Origin of the sequence: Streptococcus suis, assembly GCF_046032115.1 — a bacterium.
GTDB lineage: Bacteria > Bacillota > Bacilli > Lactobacillales > Streptococcaceae > Streptococcus > Streptococcus suis_AJ.
Genome location: NZ_JARQOZ010000002.1, coordinates 70,413 through 93,478, shown reverse-complemented (window position 1 = coordinate 93,478; position 23,066 = coordinate 70,413). Strand labels below are relative to the sequence as shown.

General features: G+C 43.6%; 23 protein-coding genes. 19 read left to right on the top strand and 4 right to left on the bottom strand.

What is annotated here, in order from left to right:
• Positions 1 to 4 precede the first annotated feature (4 nt).
• The 5 genes from P7J36_RS01560 (at position 5) to P7J36_RS01540 (ending at position 7,084) form a co-directional block, all read left to right on the top strand.
• Positions 5 to 1,729, top strand: coding sequence for a glycoside hydrolase family 3 protein (locus P7J36_RS01560; RefSeq protein ID WP_408550946.1), 1,725 nt, complete (start codon positions 5 to 7; stop codon positions 1,727 to 1,729).
• 482 nt (positions 1,730 to 2,211) lie between these two features.
• A complete protein-coding gene (gene pheS / locus P7J36_RS01555; protein ID WP_002939760.1) occupies positions 2,212 to 3,255 on the top strand; it encodes a phenylalanine--tRNA ligase subunit alpha in 1,044 nt (347 codons plus the stop codon).
• Between the two features lie 585 nt (positions 3,256 to 3,840).
• Positions 3,841 to 4,362, top strand: coding sequence for a GNAT family N-acetyltransferase (locus P7J36_RS01550; RefSeq protein ID WP_408550947.1), 522 nt, complete (start codon positions 3,841 to 3,843; stop codon positions 4,360 to 4,362).
• Between the two features lies 1 nt (position 4,363).
• On the top strand, positions 4,364 to 6,763 hold the full coding sequence (gene pheT, locus P7J36_RS01545) for a phenylalanine--tRNA ligase subunit beta (RefSeq protein WP_408550948.1): 2,400 nt from the start codon (positions 4,364 to 4,366) through the stop codon (positions 6,761 to 6,763).
• 54 nt (positions 6,764 to 6,817) lie between these two features.
• The gene (locus tag P7J36_RS01540) at positions 6,818 to 7,084 is read left to right on the top strand and encodes a DUF2087 domain-containing protein (RefSeq protein ID WP_408550949.1); all 267 of its coding nucleotides are present in this window, start codon (positions 6,818 to 6,820) and stop codon (positions 7,082 to 7,084) included.
• A gap of 20 nt (positions 7,085 to 7,104) precedes the next feature.
• Here the strand turns inward: P7J36_RS01540 and P7J36_RS01535 are convergent, their stop codons facing one another.
• Positions 7,105 to 7,407 (bottom strand): hypothetical protein, encoded by a 303-nt coding sequence (locus tag P7J36_RS01535; protein WP_408550950.1) that lies wholly within the window; start codon positions 7,405 to 7,407, stop codon positions 7,105 to 7,107.
• 194 nt (positions 7,408 to 7,601) lie between these two features.
• Between P7J36_RS01535 and P7J36_RS01530 the strand changes: the two genes are divergently transcribed.
• The gene (locus P7J36_RS01530; RefSeq protein ID WP_408550951.1) at positions 7,602 to 8,345 is read left to right on the top strand and encodes a polyphosphate polymerase domain-containing protein; all 744 of its coding nucleotides are present in this window, start codon (positions 7,602 to 7,604) and stop codon (positions 8,343 to 8,345) included.
• Entirely contained in the window at positions 8,332 to 9,009 is a 678-nt protein-coding gene (locus tag P7J36_RS01525; protein WP_408550952.1) for a DUF4956 domain-containing protein, read from the top strand. Before P7J36_RS01530 ends, P7J36_RS01525 begins: the two co-directional genes overlap by 14 nt.
• A gap of 51 nt (positions 9,010 to 9,060) precedes the next feature.
• Here P7J36_RS01525 and P7J36_RS01520 read toward each other — a convergent pair whose 3' ends face one another.
• Positions 9,061 to 9,543 (bottom strand): NUDIX hydrolase, encoded by a 483-nt coding sequence (locus P7J36_RS01520; protein ID WP_172014966.1) that lies wholly within the window; start codon positions 9,541 to 9,543, stop codon positions 9,061 to 9,063.
• Between the two features lie 167 nt (positions 9,544 to 9,710).
• Between P7J36_RS01520 and folE the strand changes: the two genes are divergently transcribed.
• The 5 genes from folE to P7J36_RS01495 are packed head-to-tail and all read left to right on the top strand — an operon-like array spanning position 9,711 to position 13,276.
• Entirely contained in the window at positions 9,711 to 10,274 is a 564-nt protein-coding gene (gene folE, locus P7J36_RS01515; protein ID WP_408550953.1) for a GTP cyclohydrolase I FolE, read from the top strand.
• Positions 10,275 to 10,282: 8 nt separating this feature from the next.
• A complete protein-coding gene (folP, locus tag P7J36_RS01510) occupies positions 10,283 to 11,095 on the top strand; it encodes a dihydropteroate synthase (protein ID WP_408550954.1) in 813 nt (270 codons plus the stop codon).
• Positions 11,088 to 11,450, top strand: coding sequence for a dihydroneopterin aldolase (gene folB / locus P7J36_RS01505; protein WP_408550955.1), 363 nt, complete (start codon positions 11,088 to 11,090; stop codon positions 11,448 to 11,450). The genes folP and folB overlap by 8 nt, the downstream gene beginning before the upstream one ends.
• Positions 11,447 to 11,941 carry a 2-amino-4-hydroxy-6-hydroxymethyldihydropteridine diphosphokinase gene (gene folK, locus P7J36_RS01500; RefSeq protein WP_408550956.1) on the top strand — a complete coding sequence of 165 codons (495 nt, stop codon included), beginning with the start codon at positions 11,447 to 11,449 and terminating at the stop codon, positions 11,939 to 11,941. The genes folB and folK overlap by 4 nt, the downstream gene beginning before the upstream one ends.
• A gap of 21 nt (positions 11,942 to 11,962) precedes the next feature.
• On the top strand, positions 11,963 to 13,276 hold the full coding sequence (locus tag P7J36_RS01495; RefSeq protein WP_408550957.1) for a GntP family permease: 1,314 nt from the start codon (positions 11,963 to 11,965) through the stop codon (positions 13,274 to 13,276).
• 70 nt (positions 13,277 to 13,346) lie between these two features.
• Here P7J36_RS01495 and P7J36_RS01490 read toward each other — a convergent pair whose 3' ends face one another.
• The gene (locus P7J36_RS01490) at positions 13,347 to 14,495 is read right to left on the bottom strand and encodes a cobalamin-independent methionine synthase II family protein (RefSeq protein ID WP_408550958.1); all 1,149 of its coding nucleotides are present in this window, start codon (positions 14,493 to 14,495) and stop codon (positions 13,347 to 13,349) included.
• 199 nt (positions 14,496 to 14,694) lie between these two features.
• Between P7J36_RS01490 and P7J36_RS01485 the strand changes: the two genes are divergently transcribed.
• Complete coding sequence (locus P7J36_RS01485) at positions 14,695 to 15,861, top strand: MFS transporter (RefSeq protein ID WP_408550959.1); 1,167 nt, start codon at positions 14,695 to 14,697, stop codon at positions 15,859 to 15,861.
• A gap of 98 nt (positions 15,862 to 15,959) precedes the next feature.
• On the opposite strand, the gene P7J36_RS01480 is transcribed toward P7J36_RS01485, so the two are convergent.
• A complete protein-coding gene (locus P7J36_RS01480) occupies positions 15,960 to 16,130 on the bottom strand; it encodes a DUF3042 family protein (RefSeq protein ID WP_032502441.1) in 171 nt (56 codons plus the stop codon).
• A gap of 68 nt (positions 16,131 to 16,198) precedes the next feature.
• Between P7J36_RS01480 and miaA the strand changes: the two genes are divergently transcribed.
• The 6 genes from miaA (at position 16,199) to P7J36_RS01450 (ending at position 22,949) form a co-directional block, all read left to right on the top strand.
• Positions 16,199 to 17,083 (top strand): tRNA (adenosine(37)-N6)-dimethylallyltransferase MiaA, encoded by an 885-nt coding sequence (gene miaA, locus P7J36_RS01475; protein ID WP_408550960.1) that lies wholly within the window; start codon positions 16,199 to 16,201, stop codon positions 17,081 to 17,083.
• Positions 17,076 to 18,326 carry a GTPase HflX gene (gene hflX, locus P7J36_RS01470; RefSeq protein ID WP_015646651.1) on the top strand — a complete coding sequence of 417 codons (1,251 nt, stop codon included), beginning with the start codon at positions 17,076 to 17,078 and terminating at the stop codon, positions 18,324 to 18,326. The genes miaA and hflX overlap by 8 nt, the downstream gene beginning before the upstream one ends.
• The gene (locus tag P7J36_RS01465) at positions 18,310 to 18,939 is read left to right on the top strand and encodes a cystathionine beta-lyase (protein ID WP_408550961.1); all 630 of its coding nucleotides are present in this window, start codon (positions 18,310 to 18,312) and stop codon (positions 18,937 to 18,939) included. The genes hflX and P7J36_RS01465 overlap by 17 nt, the downstream gene beginning before the upstream one ends.
• Before the next feature lie 10 nt (positions 18,940 to 18,949).
• Complete coding sequence (gene rnz / locus P7J36_RS01460) at positions 18,950 to 19,879, top strand: ribonuclease Z (protein WP_408550962.1); 930 nt, start codon at positions 18,950 to 18,952, stop codon at positions 19,877 to 19,879.
• The gene (locus P7J36_RS01455) at positions 19,876 to 20,631 is read left to right on the top strand and encodes an SDR family NAD(P)-dependent oxidoreductase (protein WP_408550963.1); all 756 of its coding nucleotides are present in this window, start codon (positions 19,876 to 19,878) and stop codon (positions 20,629 to 20,631) included. Before rnz ends, P7J36_RS01455 begins: the two co-directional genes overlap by 4 nt.
• A gap of 143 nt (positions 20,632 to 20,774) precedes the next feature.
• On the top strand, positions 20,775 to 22,949 hold the full coding sequence (locus P7J36_RS01450) for a copper-translocating P-type ATPase (RefSeq protein WP_398582657.1): 2,175 nt from the start codon (positions 20,775 to 20,777) through the stop codon (positions 22,947 to 22,949).
• The last annotated feature ends 117 nt before the right edge of the window (positions 22,950 to 23,066 follow it).

Below are 23,066 nucleotides of genomic sequence, written 5' to 3'. Positions count from 1 at the left end.
AATAATGCCTAGATTGGTTGATTTGCGGAAGAAACCCTATTGTTTGAATGAAGAGCAGATTGTTTGGGTGGAAAATACCTTGGCTCATCTGACTGATGAAGAAAAAATCGGTCAATTGTTTGTCAATCTATTCTTCTTCGGAGGAGATGCTTTTAGCGGAAATAATTTGAGTAATCAGGAATTGATTGACCGGTACCACATAGGTGGCGCCCGCTATATGAATGGTAGTCCAGAACAGGTACAAGGACTGATTAACGACTTGCAAAGCTATTCAAAAGTACCTCTCTTGGTTGCAGCGAACTGCGACTCAGGTGGAGATGGAGCTGTGAAAGGAGGAACCTATATTTCCTCAGGCGCTCAATCTGAAGCCAGTCGGGATCCTCGTATCCCCTACCTAGCAGGTCTCGTATCTGCGCGAGAGGAGACTGCATTAGGTGTAAATGTCAACTTTGACCCTTGTGTGGATATTGTTCAGAACTGGCGCAATACTATCGTCAATACCAGAGCCTACGGTACCAATGCTGATGATGTTATTGCCTATACCAGTGCCTATTTGGAAGGATTGACTGCTGAAAGAGATGTAATTCAATGTATCAAGCATTTCCCAGGAGATGGTACAGAAGAACGTGATCAGCACCTAGTCCTCGGTGTCAATGAGCTCTCTCCAGAAGAATGGGACAAGAGTTTTGGTCGTGTCTATCGTCATCATATTGAAGCTGGTGTTGAGATGATTATGGCGGGTCATATAGCCTTGCCTTACTATCAACAAACATTGAATCCAAGTTTGAAGGACGAAGATATTTTGCCTGCAACACTAGCTCCCGAATTGATTCAAGATTTATTGAAAGAAAAACTGGAATTCAATGGCTTGGTCATAACAGATGCCAGCCACATGTTGGGGATGACAGCAGCGATGCGTCGTGAAGATTATGTCCCAGCAGCCATTGCTGCGGGTTGCGATATGTTCTTATTCTTCAATAACTTGGAAGAAGATTTTGAATTTATGCTCAATGGCTACCGCAAGGGAGTGATTACTGAAGAACGCCTTCAAGATGCTCTCCGTCGCATTTTAGGTCTGAAAGCCAAACTCAATCTGCATATCAAGCAAGCGGAAGGAACTTTACTAAAATCAGCTGATGAATTGGCTATTATCGGCTGTGAAGAACACTTGGCTTGGCAACGTGAAGCAGCAGACAAAGCAATTACGCTGTTGAAAGATACACAGAAAAATCTTCCAATCAGTCCAGAAACCCATCGCAGAATCCGTTTGTATTACCTAGAAGGTGAAAAAGAAGGGATTATGGCGGCAAGTACCGAAGTGGTTGATAACCTTAAAGCTGCCTTGGAAGCGCGTGGTTATGAAGTGACCGTCAATGATGGTACGACTCGGATCAAAGGAAAAACGCTGCAATACCGAGAAGAAGTTGATTTAGCTTTAACGGTTGCCAATATCATTGGATATGGAGCGCAGAATAATTACCGCATCCAGTGGAAAACGGCCATGTCCAATGAAGTTCCTTGGTATGTACATGAAGTTCCAACTATTTTCGTTTCACTAAACTATACAACTCACCTTCACGATGTTACCATGGTCAAAACTGCTATCAATGCCTACCATCATAATAAAAACACGATTGAATCCCTCCTTGATAAATTAGAAGGGAAAGATGCATTCTATGGTGTGCCAAATGAAAATGTTTGGACCAATAAATGGCAGGCAAAACTATAAAAACCTGTATCAACAGTTCAGCACTTCCATCTAAGGATAGTTTTTGGCAAAATACAGCCAGAATTCCTTCAAAAAACAGCCTTGATGAGCGAAAAACTAGTTCTTATTTTTAAGTACTTCGCTTATGAATACATGTTCTAAATGTAAACTCCTTTCTATCCTAGATAGAAGGAGTTTTTATGGGAAGATTTCTTGCCAAACTTTCTTATTTTTGATAGAATACTCTTAATTGAATAGAAGTCTGTGAGACTAGTACACCTATGGAAACTGTCCAGGGAGTTGAGCCGTGACTGCAAGCTCAATCAGTGAAAGTTGGTCGAATTCACTCACGCAAGGACTTAGAACCTTTATTCACCGTGCGACACTTCACTTGTGAATACAGGTTCATAGAACTAAGATCTGCCTAGCAGATGAAAACGGATGGTACCGCGTGACAACGCTCCGATACGAGTGGTGTCATGCGTTTTTTTATTGGAGGAATTATGTCAAACATTGAACAACAGTTGGCTGAATTAAGCCAAACTACACTTGAAAAGTTAAAAGAAATCCAGCACCAAGGAGAAAAAGAACTACAAGACCTGCGTGTTGCGGTTTTGGGTAAAAAAGGGTCCTTGACTGACTTGTTGAAAGGTTTGAAAGACCTATCTAACGACATGAAACCAATCGTTGGTAAGCAGGTCAATGAAGTACGTGACGTGCTGACAGCTGCCTTTGAAGAAACAGCTCAGAAGGTTGCTGCAGCCAAAATTCAGCAGCAATTAGCTTCAGAAACCATTGATGTGACCTTGCCAGGTCGTCAGGTCAAGGTCGGGAAACGCCATGTCTTGACTCAGACTTCTGAAGAAATCGAAGATATTTTCTTGGGCATGGGCTTCCAAATCGTTGACGGATTTGAAGTGGAGAAAGACTACTACAACTTTGAGCGCATGAATTTGCCAAAAGACCACCCAGCACGTGATATGCAGGATACCTTCTACATCACAGAAGAAATCCTTATGCGGACCCATACGTCGCCTGTTCAGGCACGGACCATGGATCAGCATGATTTCTCAAAAGGTGCCTTGAAGATGATTTCGCCAGGCCGTGTTTTCCGTCGTGATACGGACGATGCGACCCACAGCCACCAGTTCCACCAGATTGAAGGTTTGGTTGTCGGTGAAAATGTATCCATGGGTGATCTCAAAGGTACGCTTGAAATGATCATCAAGAAAATGTTTGGTGAAGAGCGTCAAATTCGTCTCCGTCCATCTTACTTCCCATTCACTGAGCCATCTGTTGAGGTGGATGTTTCTTGCTTCAAGTGTGGCGGTGACGGCTGTAACGTATGTAAGAAAACAGGCTGGATTGAAATCCTCGGTGCCGGCATGGTCCACCCACAAGTATTGGAAATGAGTGGGATTGACTCAACCAAGTACTCTGGCTTTGCCTTCGGTCTCGGTCAGGAACGTATTGCCATGCTCCGTTACGGTATCAACGATATTCGTGGATTCTACCAAGGCGATGTACGATTCTCGGAGCAATTTTAACGTAGCACTACTTAAGGCTGACAAAGTCAGCTCTTAAGTAGACGGGAATCGCTATTCTGCGACTTCCCTAGCTACCTTACTAGGATTTCAAGCAAAAAATATCGTTTTGCTTGAAATCCGTCGTAATTCGATACTCATAAATGGTGCTAAAGCACCTATTTATGAGACGACAGTCGCTATGGCGAACTGTCTAATCGTCTCACTAGCTCTAAGGTTGAAAAAATGTCGTTTTCAACCTTAGAGCGTCGTAACCACGGACGGTCGTAATCCGATAAAATTAGTTGATTGTTGTTTGAGAGAAACGATAGCCGCTATAGCGGTCTACCTACTCCCCTCACTAGTTCTAAGGTTGAAAGAGTATCGTTTTCAACCTAAGAACGTCAGACTTCGATACTCATAAATGGTGCTAAAGCACCTATTTATGAGACGACAGTCGCTATGGCGAACTGTCTAATCGTCTCACTAGCTCTAAGGTTGAAAAAATGTCGTTTTCAACCTTAGAGCGTCGTAACTCCGTAGGAGTGAGTAGAAGGAAATCGCTATTCTGCGACTTTCCAGGCATATTTAGAAAAGGGAGGTGCCAAAGTGCAGATTGACCCAATACAATTAGAAGAAGTTTCTATTCTACAAGACCTTGCTAAGCAGACTTTTGCCGAGACCTTTGCTCACGATAATGACCCTGAAGAATTAGAAAACTTCTTCGAGGAAGCTTATTCGCTGGAAGTCTTGACTAGGGAGTTATCGGATCCCAACTGCCAGCACTATTTTCTAAGAGTTGATCATCAGATAGCTGGTTATCTCAAGCTCAACCAGGGTCCTGCCCAGACGGAGCAGGAGCTGGAAAACGCCTTTGAAATCCAGCGTATCTATCTCTTGCATGCTTTTCAAGGCCGCGGTCTTGGGAAGGTCTTGTTTGATTTTGCTTTGGAAAAAGCAGAGCAGTCAAGCTGTGATTGGGTTTGGCTGGGAGTTTGGGAACATAATTACAAGGCTCAGAAATTCTATTCCAAATACGGATTTGAAAAATTTGGCCAGCATGAATTTGCGGTCGGTGATAAAATAGATGTGGATTGGCTACTAAAACGGCCTTTGCACCAGAAAGGATAATATGTTAGTAAGTTACAAATGGTTAAAAGAACTCGTTGACTTTGATGCGACAAGCCATGATTTGTCTGAAAAAATGTCAACAACAGGGATTGAGGTAGAAGGGGTTGAGCAAAAGAGTGCTGGCCTGTCTAAGTTGGTTGTCGGTCAGGTTGTGTCTGCTGAGCCGATTCCAGATACCCACCTCAACATTTGCCAGGTCAATGTCGGTGAGGAAGTTACGCAAATCGTTTGCGGTGCTCCAAATGTCAAGCCAGGCATCAAGGTGATCGTCGCTCTGCCAGGAGCTCGTATCGCTGGCAACTACAAGATCAAGAAAGGTAAAATCCGCGGCGTTGAGTCCTTGGGGATGCTCTGCTCATTGAGCGAAATCGGCGTGTCCGACTCTGTGGTGCCAAAAGTATATGCGGATGGAATCTACCACCTGCCTGAAGATGCAGTCGTAGGTGAGCCAGTCTTTTCATACCTTGACCTCGATGACGAGATTATCGAGCTGTCTATCACACCAAACCGTGCCGACGCCCTTTCTATGCGTGGTGTGGCTCACGAAGTGGCTGCTATCTATGACAGCAAGGTCAACTTCAAGCCTGTAGCCTTGGAGGAAAGCGACAAGAAGGCCAGCGATGTGATTGAAGTGGCCATTGAGTCAGACAAGGTGGCTGCCTACACGGCTCGTGTCATTGAAAATGTGACTATCGCACCGAGCCCACAGTGGTTGCAAAACCTGCTCATGAACGCAGGTATCCGCCCACTCAACAACGTGGTGGACATCACCAACTACATCTTGCTCTACTTCGGTCAGCCAATGCATGCCTTTGACTTTGATAAGTTTGACGGCAAGAAAATCGTGGCTCGTCAGGCAAAAGAGGGTGAAAACTTGGTAACGCTTGACGGCGAAGAGCGTGACTTGATTGCTGATGACATCGTCATTTCCGTTGCGGACAAGGCAGTTGCCCTTGGTGGTGTCATGGGTGGTGCCAACACAGAGATTGACAACAACTCTAAGACGGTTGTGCTGGAAGCTGCCCTTTTTGACGGCAAGTCTATCCGCAAGACCTCAGGTCGCCTCAACCTTCGCTCAGAGTCCTCTTCTCGCTTTGAAAAAGGCATCAACGTGTCAACCTTGACGGAGGCTATGGACACAGCAGCGGCTATGATTGCAGAACTAGCTGGCGGTCAGGTCTTGTCTGGCATCGTTTCTGCGGGTAGCGTGGACACTTCTGATGTCCCAGTCACAGCGACCATTGATTATGTCAACCGCTCGCTCGGGACCAATCTGGACTATGCTCAAATCGCAGACATTTTCCGTCGTTTAGGTATGGAAACAACTGGCGATGCAAGTCAGTTTACAGTCGCAGTACCGCGTCGCCGTTGGGACATTCGCATTCCAGCAGACTTGGTGGAGGAAATCGCTCGTATTTATGGTTATAATAATCTACCGACCACTCTTCCGAAAGAGGACGGAACAGCAGGTGAGTTGACCCTGACCCAGAAAATCCGTCGCCAAGTGCGTAGCCTGGCAGAAGGTGCAGGCCTGACAGAAATTATTTCTTATGCCCTGACAACACCTGAAAAGGCAGTGGAGTTTGCGGCTCGTCCAACCACAGTCACCGAACTCATGTGGCCGATGACCGTTGACCGCTCTGCCCTCCGTCAGAACATGGTGTCTGGTATGCTGGAAACAGTAGCCTACAACGTGGCTCGTAAGAACAAGAACTTGGCCCTCTACGAAATCGGAAAAATCTTTGAACAGTCTGGCAATCCAAAAGAGGACCTGCCACAAGAAATCAATAAGTTCGCCCTTGTCTTGACTGGCTTGGTAGCTGAGAAAGACTTCCAGACACCAGCTGTACCAGTCGATTTCTTCCATGCCAAAGGGATTTTGGAAGCTATCTTTGGTCACTACAAGTTGGCAGTTGACTTTGTGGCAACCAGTGAGATTGCGGCCTTGCACCCAGGTCGTACAGCTGAAATCCATTTGAATGGGGCGGTAATCGGCTTTGTCAGTCAGGTACACCCTCAAACGGCTAAGGACTACGGTATTCCTGAGACTTATGTGGCTGAAATCAATCTGGATGCGATTGAAGAAGCCCTCCAGCCTGCTCAGCCATTTACCGAAATCTCCAAATTCCCAGCGGTTAGCCGTGATATTGCCCTGCTTTTGAGCAGCGATGTCAAGCATCAGGATGTCCTGGATGCGATTGCCGGTGCTGGCGTCAAACGCTTGACCAAGGTGACCCTCTTTGATGTCTATGCTGGTAGCAATATTGAGGCTGGTAAGAAGTCTATGGCTTACAACCTGACCTTCCAAAATCCTGCGGACAGCCTGACGGACGAAGAAGTGGCCAAGTACATGGAGAAAATCAGTAAGGCGCTGGTAGAGCTTGGTGCTGAAATTCGTTAATTTGTAAATATTGTGAAATCCTAGTCTGCGGGCTAGGATTTTTGGGAGGGTAATATGAAGGCTCAAGATATTCAAGAAAAATTTTTCCGAGATGGGAAGTTGCTTGTCATTCCGAAAAAGTTGAAAAGTAAGCAGGTCTTGTTTGCTTATTTACAGGAAGAGTTAGCTAAGAAAGGCTCGGTATTCACCGAAAAGGAGGTCAATGCCTTTCTAGCTGAGATTTATGATGATTATGCTATATTGAGACGCTACTTGGTGGATTATGGCTACTTGTCGCGTGACCAGTATGGTTTGGAACACAGAATAGAAGAAAAGAGATGATTGCGGTCATCTCTTTTGTCTTACAAAATAAAGGGTTCAATCTTCAATGCTATCTGGTTGCCATACTTGGCCAGTAAATCGTCTGCCAGGGGATGATAGAGTGTTCGTAGTTGTTCAATCTTGTTAGGGAATTGCTTGCCGATGTAGTCAAACTTGCATTCGATGGTTAAGAAAAGTTGGTGGAAGAGTTCGTTCATCTCGTTCAATCGGGCAATCATTTCTTCGTCTTCTTTGAGAAAATCAGGGATTTCTGAGCGATTGTTGATAAAACCGTCGATGAGTTTTACGGGGAAAGAGCCGTATTCTAGGACAAATTCGTACATGGGGTTCTCCTTGCCTTACTATTGATAAGACTATTGTAGCATAGTTTGGAATGTGACAAAAGAATTTCAACCTTATTGCAGTTTAAGTTTTGTTTAACATTACTTTCAGTTTCGTTTAAAGGTTGTTCAGTAAACTAAGTATTGTAAATGAGGCAGGCAACTGCTAAGAAGTTTTGAGATAAAGAGGGAAAAACATGAAAACTAGAATCGTACAAAAACAATTTAAACGTAAAGAAACAAAATACATCGTTGATAAAGAAACATTTGCCCTACTTGAGAAAGATTTACTGAAACATATGGTTTCAGACGAGTTTGCAACGTCAACCATTACAAATATATATTTCGATAATGAAGATTTCGATATGATTCAAGATTCTATTGCTAAAAAGAATGGTCGTGAGAAGATTCGCATGCGTGTCTATGATGCCAAACCATCTGAATCTAGTCAGGCCTTCCTTGAAATCAAGAAAAAAGAAAACAAAATCGGTTACAAATACCGTCTAACTTCAAACCCAGTTTCCGTAACAAATTATATTGAAAACGGAGTGATTGATTCTACCATTAAAGATGAAAAAGTCACCTCAGAATTGGAACAATTGAGAGAACGCTATGGTACAATTAAACCTAAAATGTATATTTACTATGATCGCGTATCCTATAAAGGGATTGAAGATAGAAAAGTTCGACTCACAATTGACAAGAATTTGCTCTACCGCGATTATGATGTAGATGCCATGGAAGGTAAGTTTGGTAAAGACCTTTTGGATCCTACAAAAGTTATCATGGAAGTAAAGGTTCCTGAAGAACGACCAGAATGGTTGGTAGCCTTGCTTGAAAAATATCGAATCGAAAAACAATCATTCTCAAAATATGGCAATGCCTATAAACTTGCCCACAACATAACCGGAGAGGAAGTAAATCAACATGCAGCTGTTTAATAGCATTTTTTCAACAGCCAATAGCAGTATCACCTTAGCACAGATGTCCATGGTCTTTGGAGTCAGTCTGGCCATGGGTATCCTACATGCGGCTGTGTATAAATACAAAGCCAATTACACGAAAGAATTCGTCATTACATTAAGCCTAATGCCAACCCTAATTGCTGTTATCATTGCCTTGGTAAATGGTAATTTGGGTGCAGGTGTTGCGGTTGCTGGGACCTTTAGTTTGATTAAGTTCCGTTCTGCCGCAGGTTCCTCAAAAGAGATGTTGGCTATCTTGCTAGCAATGGCAATCGGTTTGGCAACGGGTATGGGATTCCTAGGTTTGGCGATCTTTATGACTCTTGTTTTATCGGTATGTATCCTTATTTTTGAAAATAGTAGTTTTGCACAAGTCAATCAAAATCGTCGTCATCTTTTGGTAACTGTACCAATGAATTTTGATTACGATCAATTTTTTGAAAAACAATTTGGCAAGTCTTGTAAGCAATCTGATTTAATTTCCCTCAAGTATAAAAAGAAAAAAGAAGCACTTGTCTTAGAATATCAAGTCCTTCTCGATAAGAAAATTACAGACAAACAATTGGTCGATACAGTATTATCAGCCGGTCCCTTGGATGTCGTATTGAACAAGCAAATGCCTAAGAAGAAATATTTGTAATAGCAAAGAAGCCCTGGATTTCCAAGGCTTTTTCTGTTTCACTGTCTAAGATTATTCTTCATAAAAATCAACGCTGTAATCCAGCAGTTTGTCCCCATCATAGCGGAAGCAGGCAGAGAAGAAGGGACGGTTTTCCAAGAGCCATTCTTGAAAATGACGGTCGCCTTCCCAGGTTGGCTTGGTTAAGACCTGGTCGTAAGGTACCCACTCCAAATCTCCTTCGTTGCATTCTATTAGGTTTCCCTCAAAACCAGTTATCTTAAAGACATAGGTGTACCAGTCAGTGTTTGGAGTAAAGTCTGGAAAGGTGATGACCCCTTTGAGAGCATGCTTGGTGACGGTAAGTCCCGTTTCTTCAAAGACCTCGCGAATGGCACAAGCTTGCGGTGTTTCACCAGGCTCCAACTTGCCACCGACCCCAATCCATTTTCCCTTGTGGACATCATTTTCTTTTTTATTGCGATGGAGTAGGAGAAATTCTTTGCCATTATCAATGTAGCAAATCGTCGCTAGTTGGACAGGTTTTTTGGTCATAGTAGCTCCTTGAAAATCATTTCCTCCATTATACCATAAAGCTAGTCGATGGGTATGGGCTAGTTGAAAATTGGTCGGGGACAGTTTCTGCATTCGGAAGTTGAAAGCCCTTTTCTGAAAGGGGATTTTGCGGTATAATAAGAACATCAAACTATTTAGGATGCATTATGTCAAAACAAGAACAAATCGAACAAACCATTTATCAATTATTGGAATTATTGGGTGAGGACCCGAATCGTGAAGGTTTATTAGATACGCCAAAACGTGTAGCTAAAATGTATTTAGAGATGTTTAACGGCCTACAAGAGGACCCTAAAGACCAATTTACAGCCGTCTTTTCAGAAGGGCATGAAGAGGTTGTTTTGGTCAAGGATATTCTCTTCCACTCCATGTGTGAACACCATTTGGTACCCTTTTATGGTATTGCTCATGTTGCCTATATTCCAAGCAAGGGGCGTGTGACAGGTCTGAGTAAATTGGCGCGTGCAGTCGAAGTAGCTAGCCGTCGTCCCCAGTTGCAGGAACGCTTGACCCATCAGGTTGCCCATGCCCTTCAAGATGCTCTCGAGCCAGAAGGTGTTTTTGTCATGGTAGAAGCAGAGCATATGTGCATGAGTATGCGTGGCATTCGCAAGCCGGGTAGTAAAACAGTGACCACAGTTGCCCTTGGCAAATACAAGGAAGATGCCATCTTGCGCCGTGAACTCTTATCCATGATCCACAATAAATAGGAGGTTCTATGTCAATTGATCAATTAGCCCATCAAGTAACCATTATGGGGATTCTCAATGTGACCCCAGACTCATTTTCAGATGGGGGTAACTATAATGAGGTAGAAGCAGCCCTGGTTCAAGTAGAAAAGTTGTTGGCAGACGGCGCGACTGTCATCGATGTTGGTGGTGAGTCCACTCGTCCAGGTGCAAGCTTTGTGTCTGAAGAAGACGAGATTGCTCGCGTGGTTCCGATTATCCGCGCTATCAAAGAAAACTATGACTGTCTTGTCAGCATCGACACCTATAAAACAGGCACAGCACGAGCAGCGATTGAAGCAGGCGCAGATATTTTAAATGATGTCTGGGCAGGACTTTATGATGGAGATATGCTAGCACTGGCTGCGGAGTACAAGGTACCAATTATTCTCATGCACAACCAGAAAGAAGAAAGCTATGCGGATGTTGTTGGAGAGGTCAAAAACTTTCTAGCTGAACGAGCTCAAGCAGCACTTGATGCTGGTGTTTCCGAAGACAAGATTTGGTTGGATCCAGGATTTGGCTTTTCTAAGAATGTTCAGCATAATTTGGATCTCTTGCAAGGTTTGGATCAGATTACTGGTCTTGGTTATCCTGTTTTATTCGGGATTTCCCGTAAGCGCGTGGTGGATTACCTGCTTGGGGGAAATAGTTTACCGACTGATCGGGATCAAGCTACAGCAGCCCTGTCCGCCTGGGCAGTTCAAAAAGGTTGCAAAATGGTCCGTGTCCACAATGTCGCTGCCAACCGTGACATTGTTAAGGTTTGGGATCAGTTGAGCCAGGGAGGTCAACATGGATAAGATTTCACTTAATAAATGCCGTTTTTACGGCTACCATGGCGCCTTCAAAGAAGAACAAGTTCTTGGTCAAATTTTCACAGTTGATTGTGATTTGTTTGTTGACTTGGCAGCAGCTTCACAAACTGACAATTTAGAAGACACAGTTCACTACGGAATGGTCTTTGAAACCATTAAAGCAGTTGTGGAAGGCAAACCCTACATCCTTATAGAAAAGGTAGCAGGTGTTATTTGTCAGGAGATTTTTGATCAATTTCCAAAGGTGGAGAAGATTCGCTTGGCCATTTACAAGGAAAATCCGCCCATTGCTGGACACTATGATTCTGTCGGAATTGAATTGGAGCGTGAACGACCATGAAGCATCTAGCTTATCTTAGTATTGGCGGAAATATGGGGGACCGTCTAGCTTATTTAAAGGCGGCTTTAGAGGCTGTAGATCGTCATCCTGACTGCCGACTAGGTTTGGTTTCTCCCATCTATGAAACTCCAGCTTGGGGTAAGACAGATCAAGCTGATTTCCTCAATCTGGCCTGTCAGGTTGAAACAGATTTATCTGCCCAAGACTTTCTAGCCCTTTGCCAGCAGATTGAACTGAACCTGGATCGGGTCAGGATTGAGAAGTGGGGGCAACGCACCATTGATTTGGATATTATTTTTTGGGATGAGCAAGTGATTGAAGAAGAAAACCTCATCGTTCCCCATCCCTATGCTCATGAGAGGGCATTTGTTCTTTTACCACTGGCTGATATTGCAGCAGATTATCGACATCCAAGTTTTGGTCAAAGTGTAGAAGAGCTAGTAAGAAATTTAGGAGATACGTCAGACATTAAAAAAATTTCCCTTGACTAAAAAGGGAAACTAAGGAGACCTATGGAAATTTTAGCAATATTAGGAGTTTTACTGGCCGTAGTGGCCATTATTTATTGGACTGCAAAGAATCTACATGTGATTGTTGCAGCACCATTGGCTAGTTTGATTATCATCTTGACCAATCAGATGAATGTGTTAGAGGTCATGTTAGGACAAGAAAAATCTTACATGACGGGTCTGGCAGGATTTCTGATTAATAACTTTGCCATTTTTATGCTGGGGTCTATCTTAGCTCGTTATATGGAAGTTAGTGGTGCCACTCAGACTATTGCCAATAGTATTTTGAAATTGATGGGCAAAGACAGTCCTTATAGAGGTTTACTTGCGATTACCTTGATAGCTTCAATTTTGACCTACGGTGGTGTCAGTATCTTTGTTGTAATCTTTACTTTACTACCATTATCACGTCCACTTTTTAAAGAATTAAATATTAATTGGGCCCTTTTCCCTATTCCTGTCTTTTTAGGAGCGGGAACCTACACGATGACCACGCTTCCAGGTGCTCCGTCTATTCAAAATGTTATTCCGACAAAGGTTTTGGGAACAAGTTTGACGGCAGCTCCATTGATTAGTTTGGCAGCTAGCTTGACACTTCTCGTATTCGGTTTGCTTTATATGGCCTATTGTCTCAAGAAGAGTCTGGCAAATGGTGAAACCTATTCTGAAGAAGAGGATGAAGTAGCAGTAATGGTGGCTGATAAGAAACCTAATCTGTTTCTGTCAGTATTACCGCTCATTAGTCTGATTGGAACAATCTTTCTTCTAAACAAGTTGCCAAATGTCTTGGCAATCGGTTTGCTAGTTTCAATTCTCTTATCAGCCTTGATTTTCTATCCCTATCTGCCAAATCAAAAAGAAATCTTGAACACTGCTGCGACAGCGTCTATTGTACCAGCCTTTGCCACATCTAGTACGGTAGCATTTGGGACGGTGTTAACCTTGTCAACTGGATTTGCATTTATTCAAGATTGGATTCAACAAATTCCGGGCTCTCCCTTGATTAGTTTATCAGTTTCTACAGCTCTTGTTAGTGGTATTATTGGTTCATCCTCTGGTGCGGTTGGGATTGCTTCAAGTAATTTCTTGCCAGCCTACTTGGAAATGGGGATAAATCCTGAAATCCTGCACCGTGTTGTTGTTGTTGTTGCATCAGCTATCTTGACAGTTGTGCCTCAGTCTGGCGTGATGATTACCTTCCACAATCTTTCGAAATTAAGTATGAAACGTGGACTCAAGTATTCGTTTACCCTAGTGACAGTTGGGCATTTGTTAGCCTTACTTGTGATTTTACTGTTGGCACCTTTGCTATATTAGGATTGATTAACAAATAAATAAAAGCCCTGCCAAATGGCGGGGCTTTTATGCACGAATAACAAGAAGTGGCTTAAGACCAAAACTTCTCTGCAATTTCTTGGCCTTGTTTAATTTTTGCCCACTGTTGCGGGATGGCCAATTCATTACCTGAATCACATGAAGCGAATCCACATTGATGTGACAAGTAGAGACGCTCTTTTGGAATAATCTTGCTTGCTTCCTCGAGTAATTTATAAACACGTTCTTCATCATCCAAATCAGAAGTTTTACTTGAAAGTAGACCAAGAACGACTTCGACATTCTTATCACGCAAGCTTTCCAAAGCTTTTAAATCACCTGCACGTTCATCATCCCACTCAAGGAAGAATCGATCGTATTTTTGGTCACGCAGGAATTTTTCAGCAATAGCTTCGTAAGTTCCGCCAGCTGCTGAGCGGCTTTCATAGTTACCACGGCAGTTGTGCGTCCAGACGGTTAAGCCAATTTCATGTCCGTAATCAATAACAGCATTATTGATAGCAACAAACTCGTCAGCCAAAGCAGCCAATGCTTCAGAATCGTCTTGTGGCAAGAAAGGTACAGGGTTAGCAGGGTCGAATAATTCCCAAAGGCAGTCATCAAATTGAACGATTTGTCCACCAGCTTCCTTGTACTGGTCTAAAAATTCTCTATACGCAGCCAATAAACCTTCTTTCAAATCCTCACGTGTTTTATAAACTTGGTCTGGACCGACTTGACTATTGAAGAGAACAAGCTCGGTAAAGGCATGGGCAGGTCCCCATACAGTTAACTTTGTATCAGTTTCACCAGCTAGTTCTTTAACTTTTTTATAAATGTCAATGAAATGGTGATTTTTTGCTGAAAGAGGACCGGTGATACGTAATCCAATATCCTTACGTGTTTCAAAAATTTGTCCATCATGGTCTTTAAAAGGATAACCATGCTCAGCAATGTAACGCTCGATACCATCGAAGCCCCAGACAAAGTCAAGATGCCACATTGATTTTGAAAACTCACCGTCTGTTACAATATCAATACCATTTGCTTTTTGTTCAGCGACAATCGCTTCGATAGTTGCAGCTTCAGTTTCTTGATAGCCATCAAAGGCGTCGTAGAATGGGTATTGGATATTGTCACGATGCTCAATTTTACGTTTAAATTCTCCTAAGTTTGCTGGTCGAAGAAGTGAACCGACTAATTGGAATCTTGATGTTGTCATGTAAAATCTCTCTTTCGATTTGTGATGAACTTATTCTAACCTAGAAAGTCTCATTTGAAAAATAGTTATTTTTGGGTCAAATCCATAGTTAAAAACTATAACAAAATAAAATAGAGAAATCCCTTTCTATCAATTGTCAAGTATGTTATAATCGAAAGAGTGTAAATTCCGAACATTATATATATTAGGAGAATTAAAAATGAAAAAACAATCACCCTTTATAATTGCAGGAATCGTCATGCTAGGGGTCGTGATGCGTGCCCCCTTTACAGCTTTACCTGCTATTTTGACAGATGTGGCAGCAGGACTGGGAGTAGAAGTGAGTTCATTAGGAATTTTAACCTCTATTCCGCTCATCATGTTTGCTCTCTGTTCATCCTTAGCACCGCGTCTTGCGGCTAAGTTTGGCATGGAAAAACTAATGGCCCTGGTCTTACTGGTCATGGTGCTTGGTTCAGGAATGCGAGTTCTCAACTTACCAGCCCTTTACATTGGTACTATGCTTGTTGGTGCTACAATAGCGTTTATTAATGTTTTGCTACCAAGTTTGGTTGCGGCTAATTTTCCAAAGAAAATTGGTCTGTATACGACGATTTATATCACTCTCATGGGGGTGGCGGCAACAGTTGCATCCATGATTGCTGTTCCAATTGTATCCTCTAGTTCTTGGGAATTTTTTATTCTATTAATTACAGGATTGGTGTTTATAGCTTTCCTAATCTGGTTGCCTAATGTAAAAAATAACCATCGATTTGCAAGTGAGAACCAAGGAAAACAGAAATCATCTATCTGGAAAAATAAAGCAGCGATTGCCTTTTTGATATTTGGTGGGCTACAATCAGTTCTCTACTATACAGAGATTACCTGGCTGCCAACCATTTCTCAATCAGTTGGCTTTAGTAAGGCAGAAGCAGGTCTAATGGCTGGTTTCTTTAATATGACAGCTATTCCTATGTCTATGATTATCCCAGCTGTTCTTTCCCGTCAGACAAAAGAAATGCGTCGAAATATCATGCTGGCTATTTCATCTGTTACCTTGCTTGGCTTGGCTATGATGGCATTGATTCCGACCAATCTCATTCTTTGGTCAGCGCTTCACATTATTTTAAGTTTTTCAAATGCAGCCCTCTTCCCTTATATGATGTTGAGCTTTACTTTGAAAACAAGCAACAGCCAGGCTACTGCCCAGTTATCAGGAATGGTGCAGACAGGTGGCTATCTCATTGCAGCATTTGGACCTGGTCTTCTCGGTTATAGCTATCCAATCTTCGGAAACTGGATGCCATTGATTCTTGCTCTGGCTATCGTCACACTTGCCATGATGTGGACTATTGTTCTCATTGAAAGAGAAGATATTATCTTATAAAGTATAATTCCTTAAGAAGGCTGGCATTTTCTGTGAAAATGGCAGAGCTTCTAAGGGATTTTTTGTCAAACAAAAAAAGCTGGACATTTGCCAGCTTTTTAGTGTGCTACACGTTTACGTGCAGCTTTTTTACGATTTTCCTCGATGAAGGCTTCTTTCTTTTCTTCTGGTTCGATGATTGTTTTATGAACGGTGAAGATTGCACCAGCTGCAAGAGCAACAGTAGAAAGAACACCTGTCAAGAAACCTTTTCCAAAACCTTTAGCCATAGTTATTTCTCCTTTACTTGTGTTATAATAGATTTTAGCGAAAAAACAAAATATTTTCAAGGAAAAAGATGAAAACTAAAGTTATTGTGGTCATTGGACCAACTGCGGTAGGAAAAACTGCTTTAGGCATAGACTTGGCCCAGCGCTACAATGGAGAGATTATCAGCGGTGATAGCCAGCAAGTCTATCGCAAACTAGATATTGGTACGGCAAAAGCTAGTCCTGAAGAGCAGGCTGCTGCGGTTCATCACTTGATTGATGTCCGAGATGTGACCGAGGGCTACTCGGCTTATGAATTTGTAGCAGAAGCCAAGGTCTTAATTGCAGACATTACTAGTCGTGGCAAGCTACCCATTATCGTTGGAGGAACTGGGCTTTACATTCAGAGCTTACTTGAAGGCTACCATCTGGGCGGGCTGGTTGACCAGGAGCAAGTTCTCGCCTATCGGGCGGAACTCGACTGCTTGTCTGACGAGGTTTTGGAAACAATGGCAGAGCAGGCAGGTTTAATGGTCGAAGGAAACAGCCGACGGAGAATCATTCGTGGCCTTGAGCTGAAAAAATTTGGCAAAAACTTAGAAAATACAGAGTCAGAATATGTGCCTCTTTACATATGCCTGACGGATGACAGACAGGTTCTTTACGACCGCATCAATCAGCGAGTGGATAAGATGATGGCGGCGGGCTTGCTAGAAGAAGTTAGCTGGCTCTACAAAGCGCATCCTCAAGCTCAAGCCACTATGGGAATTGGCTACAAGGAGTTTTTCCCCTACTTAGCAGGTCAAATCAGCCTAGAAGAAGCAGTTGATAAGGTCAAGCAAAATAGTCGCCGCTTTGCCAAACGCCAATTGACCTGGTTCAGAAATCGCATGCAGGTCCCCTTTTATTCAGTAGGCGAGCCAGATTACAAGTCGCAGATTTTCACCACCGTGGAGGAATTTTTAAATGATTGAAACGCAGAAAGAACAAGAACGCGCCCTCCTGGTTGGAGTGGAACTACAGCAGACAGATAATTTTGACATGTCCATGGAGGAGTTGGCAAGTCTGGCTAAAACAGCAGGCGCTCTGGTCAAGGGAGTCTACACTCAAAAACGAGAAAAATACGACAGCAAGACTTTTGTCGGCTCAGGGAAACTAGAAGAAATTGCCCAGATGGTCGAGGCCGATGAGATTGATACGGTTATTGTCAATAACCGACTGACACCCCGTCAGAATGTCAATTTGGAGGAGATTCTGGGGGTCAAGGTCATTGACCGTATGCAGTTGATTTTAGATATTTTTGCCATGCGAGCACGGAGCCACGAGGGAAAACTGCAGGTCCACTTGGCCCAGCTCAAGTATATGTTGCCACGCTTGGTTGGACAAGGCATCATGCTCAGCCGTCAGGCCGGTGGTATCGGCTCTCGTGGACCAGGTGAAAGTCAGTTGGAGCTTAACCGTCGAAGTATCCGCAATCAAATTCATGACATCGAACGCCAACTCAAAACGGTGGAGAAGAACCGAGCGACTGTTCGCGAACGCCGCCTGCAATCAGGCGTGTTCAAAATCGGCTTGATTGGCTATACCAATGCTGGTAAGTCCACTATCATGAATGCCATGACGGATAAGCGACAGTACGAGGCAGACGAACTCTTTGCCACACTTGATGCCACGACCAAGCAGATTAACTTGGCTGACAAGTTCAACGTGACCTTGACCGATACGGTTGGTTTCATTCAGGACCTGCCGACTGAGTTGATTTCTGCCTTCAAATCCACCTTGGAGGAGTCCATGAACGTGGACCTCTTGCTCCATGTCATCGACGCCTCTGACCCCAATCATAGCGAGCAGGAGCAGGTGGTCTTGGACATTTTGAAAGACCTGGATATGCTGGATATTCCCCGTCTGGCCCTTTATAACAAGCTGGACAAGACGGACGACAGCTTTACCCCCAGTCAGTTTCCTCATGTCATGCTGTCCGCTAAGGATGAAAATGCCAAAGGCCATATACAAATGATGGTCTTGGCCAAGATTAAGACCATGTTTGAACGATTTGAGGTCAGAGTGCCACTTGCTGAATCTTATAAATTGCATGATTTAGCAACTCTTGCCCTGATAGAAAATCGGACCTATGAAGAGGATGTGGAAGTGGTATCAGGCTATATCGCTTCCAGCAATAAATGGAAGTTGGAAGAATTTTATGACGGATTATCTTGATTTGGCAATCAAATACGGTGGCTTTACTAGCCTGGACAAGGTCTATCTGGCTAAGAAATTAGCTGATTTGACTGACCAACAAAAACTAGATTTTATCACGCCACCGCCTTCAGTTATCAATGCCTATTTTGCGGAAATCTACCAGAAACAAGGAGCAGAAGAGGCGACGGACTACTATCTGACCCTCTCACAGCAGCTCTGCCTTTTTCCAAAAGAACCCAGCTTTGCTGAAAGCAAACCCTTTGTCCGCCTGAATTTATCAGGCAAGTCTTTCGGATTTGCCTATGTGTCGGCTGACGGTCTGGCCCAGGTTTTTTCGGAGCAAGAGGAGGAAGTGACAGATAGCCTACTCTTTGAAATCGCCCAAGTCTTTCCCCACTATGTTGTCTTTGTGGAGGAGGGCAAGATTTTTATGAAAGTCAATCCCTTTGAGGACGCCGAGTTAGAGGAAGTTGAAACAGACTACCTCTTGACCCAGGTGGAAAAGACAGAGGGTTTGGTCAAGATTTCAGGCTTTAATCAGGAAGAAGTGCTGGAAGTGGCGGACGGATATGCTGGTCAGTATTACTATGTCTGGTCGGGTCGCTCTGCAATTTTATATATAAAACATTAGAAAGTAAACAATGCAAATTCAATTTTTAGGTACGGGGGCTGGTCAGCCCTCCAAGGCTCGAAATGTATCCAGTTTGGCCTTGAAACTCTTGGATGAAATCAATCAGGTTTGGCTTTTTGATTGTGGCGAGGGAACTCAAAATCAAATTTTGGAAACGACTATTCGTCCACGAAAGGTCGCAAAAATCTTTATCACTCACCTGCACGGAGACCATATTTTTGGTCTACCTGGTTTTTTATCCAGTCGTTCTTTCCAGTCAAGTGAGGAGCAAACTGATATTGATATTTATGGTCCTGTGGGCATTCGTTCCTTTGTCTTGGCAAGTCTTAAAGTATCAGGGACACGCCTACCTTATCGCATTCATTTTCATGAGTTTGATGTGGATACGGTAGGTCAGGTCTTAGAAACCGACAAATTCACGGTATTCGCTGAAAAGCTGGATCATACCATACCTTGTGTCGGCTATCGTGTTATCCAGAAAGATTTGGAAGGGACTCTGGATGCAGATGCTCTGCGCGCGGCGGGTGTACCATTTGGTCCCCTCTTTGGGCAAATAAAAAATGGTCAAAATGTAACGCTAGAAGATGGGACTGAAATTATCGCAAGTGATTATCTTTCTCCTCCACGGCCTGGTAAGGTAGTGACCATTCTTGGTGATACACGCAAGTGCTATGCTAGTGTACGTTTGGCAGTTAATGCTGATGTGCTGGTGCATGAGGCGACTTACGGAAAAGGCGATGAGAAGATTGCTCGCAAGCATGGGCATTCGACCAATATGGAAGCCGCTCAGATTGCTAAGGATGCGGGTGTCAAACAGCTGCTTCTCAATCACATTAGTCCTCGCTTTTTAGCCAAGGATGTCAGTCAGCTGCGCAAGGATGCTAGCACCGTCTTCGAAAATGTCCACATTGTTAAGGATTTAGAGGAAATTGAGCTATGAGAACCATTCTGATAACAGGTGCTTCTGGTGGTTTGGTGCAGGAGATGGTACCTTTGCTCAAAGATGATTTCTTGATTCTATTAGGGCGAGATGTGGAGAAAATCGAGCAACTCTATACCTTTCATGACAAGAAGGCTGTCTTTGATGTAGACATCCGAGATGAAGCAGCCCTGACGGCATTTTTCGATGAACTGGATAGTCAGTTTGGTCAGATTGATATTTTAGTCAATAATGCTGGCTATGCCATTTACGATGATTTTGAGAATTTTTCCAGCCAGCAGGTGCAGGCTATGTTTGACATCAATACCTTTGCTCTGATGACCATGTGTCGTTTAGTAGGAAAACAAATGAAGGCTAGACGGAGCGGGCAGATGATCAATATCATTTCCATGTCAGGCTTGATCGCTTCAAGCAAGTCATCTGTTTATTCTGCGACCAAGTTTGCGGCCATGGGATTTTCCAATACTATTCGCTTGGAATTAGCTCAGTATGGTGTGACGGTTACAACTGTTAACCCAGGACCTATTGCGACTAGCTTTTTCGACCAGGCAGACCCGGATGGAAGCTACCAAGAGAGCGTCAAGGCTTTCTTGCTGCAACCAGACTATGTGGCTCGTAAAATTGTTGCAGCCATGGGAACCAGAAAGAGAGACATCAACCTGCCTTGGTCACTAGCGGTTGCTCACAAGCTCTATACGCTTTTTCCAAGACTGGCGGACTATCTAGCCAGCACGGTTTTTAATTTGAAATAAAGAAAAGTGAACACATAATATGACCTAGATGGATTAATGCCATTCTAGGTTTTTTTGATCTAATCGGTTGACATTTTTTGACTACAAGTGTAAACTATAATTATAAATCGATTACAAATGTAGACAGAAATAGGAGTTATCTTATGAACTATTCAAAAGAAAATAAGCAGGAACACCAACATATGATGCATTCTGAGGAAGTTGGTCAGACCAGCCATCATTCTCATCAGCAGGAGCATCCTCATGAAGAGGGGGTTCACGCCAATCATCATTCTGACCATCACGTCCATCACGACCATCATCATGTAGGGGGCTCTGACATCAGTCATCATTCTCATCATACTCATGATGCTCATCAGCATCACCAAGGGCATGATCATGACATGATGGAGCATGGTGGGCACATGATGCACATGGGGGATATGAATACAAAACTCAAAGTCGCAGTGGCAGTCATGATTCCCCTACTGGCCATTTCTCCAATTGCAGGTTTCACTCTCTTACGTTTTCCGGGTGTTGAACTTGTCCAGCTGATACTAGGTTCTATTATCTTCTTCTACTCAGGAACACCTTTCTTTAACGGAGCTAGAGGGGAGTTGCGAGCTAAAAAACCGGCAATGATGACCCTGATTTCCATGGGGATTATTGTTTCCTATCTTTACTCCGTTTATGCGACCATTTTAGCGTTATTGGGACAAGAAAGCATGAACTTTTGGTTTGAGTTGTCTACGCTGATTGTCATTATGCTGATTGGGCATATCATTGAGATGAAGGCGGTTATGGGAGCAGGCGATGCCCTGAAAGACTTGGCCTCTCTCATTCCGAAAAAAGCCCATCTCAAGGATGGGACAGATGTTGCGGTAGAGGACTTGCAGATTGGGGATTTCCTCCTAGTCAAGGAAAATGAAAAAATTCCGGCTGACGGTAAGATTTTGAGTGTTGCTCATATTGATGAATCCATGATTACTGGGGAATCTCGAGCTGTCAAAAAAGAGGCAGGAGATAGAGTATTCGGTGGTTCGCTCAATCAAAACACGCCCTTTGAAATGGAAGTGACCACTCTTGGTAAGGACAGCTTTTTGGCGGAGGTGACCGAAATGGTCCGTCAAGCGCAAAACCAGAAATCCAAGCTTGAAAATATGGCTGACCGCGTAGCCTCTTGGCTCTTCTATGCAGCTTTAATTGTGGGGATTTTGGCCTTTATTTATTGGACCATGACGGCTAATCTTGCCTTTGCCTTGATGATGGCAGTTTCTGTTTTTGTCATTGCCTGTCCGCATGCCCTTGGTTTAGCCATCCCTCTTGTTGTGGCGCGTTTGACCACGATTTCTTCAAAAAATGGTCTTTTGGTTCAGAACCGAACAGCTCTTGAACAGGTTAACCAGATTCGGTTTGCCTTGATGGATAAGACCGGAACCTTGACCGACGGAAAATTTCAAGTTCGCCACAGTCAAGATTTGGTTGAGGGAGCGGATGTGCTGGCCAAAATGGCAGCCCTAGAAGTTCATTCAACCCACCCAATTGCCCTTTCCATAGTGGAGGCGGCAGGTCAACATTCCTATCAAGTAGAGCAGGTTGAGAATATCCCTGGTAGTGGGATTCGAGGAGTCTTGGATGGAAGGGTTTATGAAATCATGTCCTACAAAGGTCTGCAGGAAATAGGTTTGTCAGTGGATCAGGACGTGATTGCTCCCTATCTTGATTTGGGTCTAACCGTGAGTTTTTTGGTGACTGATCATGTGGTCTTGGGATTTGTAGCCTTGGGAGACCAGATAAAAGAAGATGCTAAAGATTTTGTAGCAGGCTTGAAAGCGCAGGGTATTAGTCCTGTGATGTTAACGGGTGACAATCCAGCTACCGCACAAAAAGTGGCCAGTCAGTTGGGCATAGAGGATTACCGAGCTGAACTTAAACCAGAGGATAAGGCAAAACTGGTCAAGGACTATCAGGCGCGTGGGGCAGTTCTTTTCATCGGCGATGGGGTCAATGATTCGCCTGCTCTAGCGACGGCAGATTTAGGCTTTGCCATTGGCGCAGGAACTTCTGTTGCCATTCACTCTGCAGACGTGGTCTTGGTTCAATCCAATCCATCAGCAGTCTTGGATATGTTGAGCATTGCCAAGACAACCATCCGCAAAATGAGGCAAAATCTCTGGTTTGGGGCAGGATACAACATCATTGCCATTCCTTTAGCTGCTGGAATCCTTTATCCAAGCATGGGCATTATGGTGGATCCTTTATTGGCGGCCGTGCTCATGAGTCTATCGACGGTTATTGTCGCTATCAATGCTATGGGTTTACGTTACGGTAAACCGTAGAAATTTTGACAGATAATATATATAAGTAAAACACCGGTCTATGTCGGTGTTTTATGATGTAGGAGATAGGGGTGCTGTTTTCAAGTAAGAACTGCGAGAAATCTACTGCGATAATTA

Excerpts from the sequence above, each read along its gene's own strand:
- P7J36_RS01465 (WP_408550961.1), top strand. The coding sequence starts at position 18,310 with ATGACGGATTATCTTGATTTGGCAATCAAATACGGTGGCTTTACTAGC.
- rnz (WP_408550962.1), top strand. The coding sequence starts at position 18,950 with ATGCAAATTCAATTTTTAGGTACGGGGGCTGGTCAGCCCTCCAAGGCT.
- pheS (WP_002939760.1), top strand. The coding sequence starts at position 2,212 with ATGTCAAACATTGAACAACAGTTGGCTGAATTAAGCCAAACTACACTT.
- P7J36_RS01490 (WP_408550958.1), bottom strand. The coding sequence starts at position 14,495 with ATGACAACATCAAGATTCCAATTAGTCGGTTCACTTCTTCGACCAGCA.
- folP (WP_408550954.1), top strand. The coding sequence starts at position 10,283 with ATGTCAATTGATCAATTAGCCCATCAAGTAACCATTATGGGGATTCTC.
- P7J36_RS01525 (WP_408550952.1), top strand. The coding sequence starts at position 8,332 with ATGCAGCTGTTTAATAGCATTTTTTCAACAGCCAATAGCAGTATCACC.
- P7J36_RS01485 (WP_408550959.1), top strand. The coding sequence starts at position 14,695 with ATGAAAAAACAATCACCCTTTATAATTGCAGGAATCGTCATGCTAGGG.
- folE (WP_408550953.1), top strand. The coding sequence starts at position 9,711 with ATGTCAAAACAAGAACAAATCGAACAAACCATTTATCAATTATTGGAA.
- P7J36_RS01535 (WP_408550950.1), bottom strand. The coding sequence starts at position 7,407 with ATGTACGAATTTGTCCTAGAATACGGCTCTTTCCCCGTAAAACTCATC.
- P7J36_RS01480 (WP_032502441.1), bottom strand. The coding sequence starts at position 16,130 with ATGGCTAAAGGTTTTGGAAAAGGTTTCTTGACAGGTGTTCTTTCTACT.
- pheT (WP_408550948.1), top strand. The coding sequence starts at position 4,364 with ATGTTAGTAAGTTACAAATGGTTAAAAGAACTCGTTGACTTTGATGCG.
- P7J36_RS01540 (WP_408550949.1), top strand. The coding sequence starts at position 6,818 with ATGAAGGCTCAAGATATTCAAGAAAAATTTTTCCGAGATGGGAAGTTG.
- hflX (WP_015646651.1), top strand. The coding sequence starts at position 17,076 with ATGATTGAAACGCAGAAAGAACAAGAACGCGCCCTCCTGGTTGGAGTG.
- folB (WP_408550955.1), top strand. The coding sequence starts at position 11,088 with ATGGATAAGATTTCACTTAATAAATGCCGTTTTTACGGCTACCATGGC.
- P7J36_RS01455 (WP_408550963.1), top strand. The coding sequence starts at position 19,876 with ATGAGAACCATTCTGATAACAGGTGCTTCTGGTGGTTTGGTGCAGGAG.
- P7J36_RS01520 (WP_172014966.1), bottom strand. The coding sequence starts at position 9,543 with ATGACCAAAAAACCTGTCCAACTAGCGACGATTTGCTACATTGATAAT.
- miaA (WP_408550960.1), top strand. The coding sequence starts at position 16,199 with ATGAAAACTAAAGTTATTGTGGTCATTGGACCAACTGCGGTAGGAAAA.
- P7J36_RS01450 (WP_398582657.1), top strand. The coding sequence starts at position 20,775 with ATGAACTATTCAAAAGAAAATAAGCAGGAACACCAACATATGATGCAT.
- P7J36_RS01495 (WP_408550957.1), top strand. The coding sequence starts at position 11,963 with ATGGAAATTTTAGCAATATTAGGAGTTTTACTGGCCGTAGTGGCCATT.
- folK (WP_408550956.1), top strand. The coding sequence starts at position 11,447 with ATGAAGCATCTAGCTTATCTTAGTATTGGCGGAAATATGGGGGACCGT.
- P7J36_RS01560 (WP_408550946.1), top strand. The coding sequence starts at position 5 with ATGCCTAGATTGGTTGATTTGCGGAAGAAACCCTATTGTTTGAATGAA.
- P7J36_RS01530 (WP_408550951.1), top strand. The coding sequence starts at position 7,602 with ATGAAAACTAGAATCGTACAAAAACAATTTAAACGTAAAGAAACAAAA.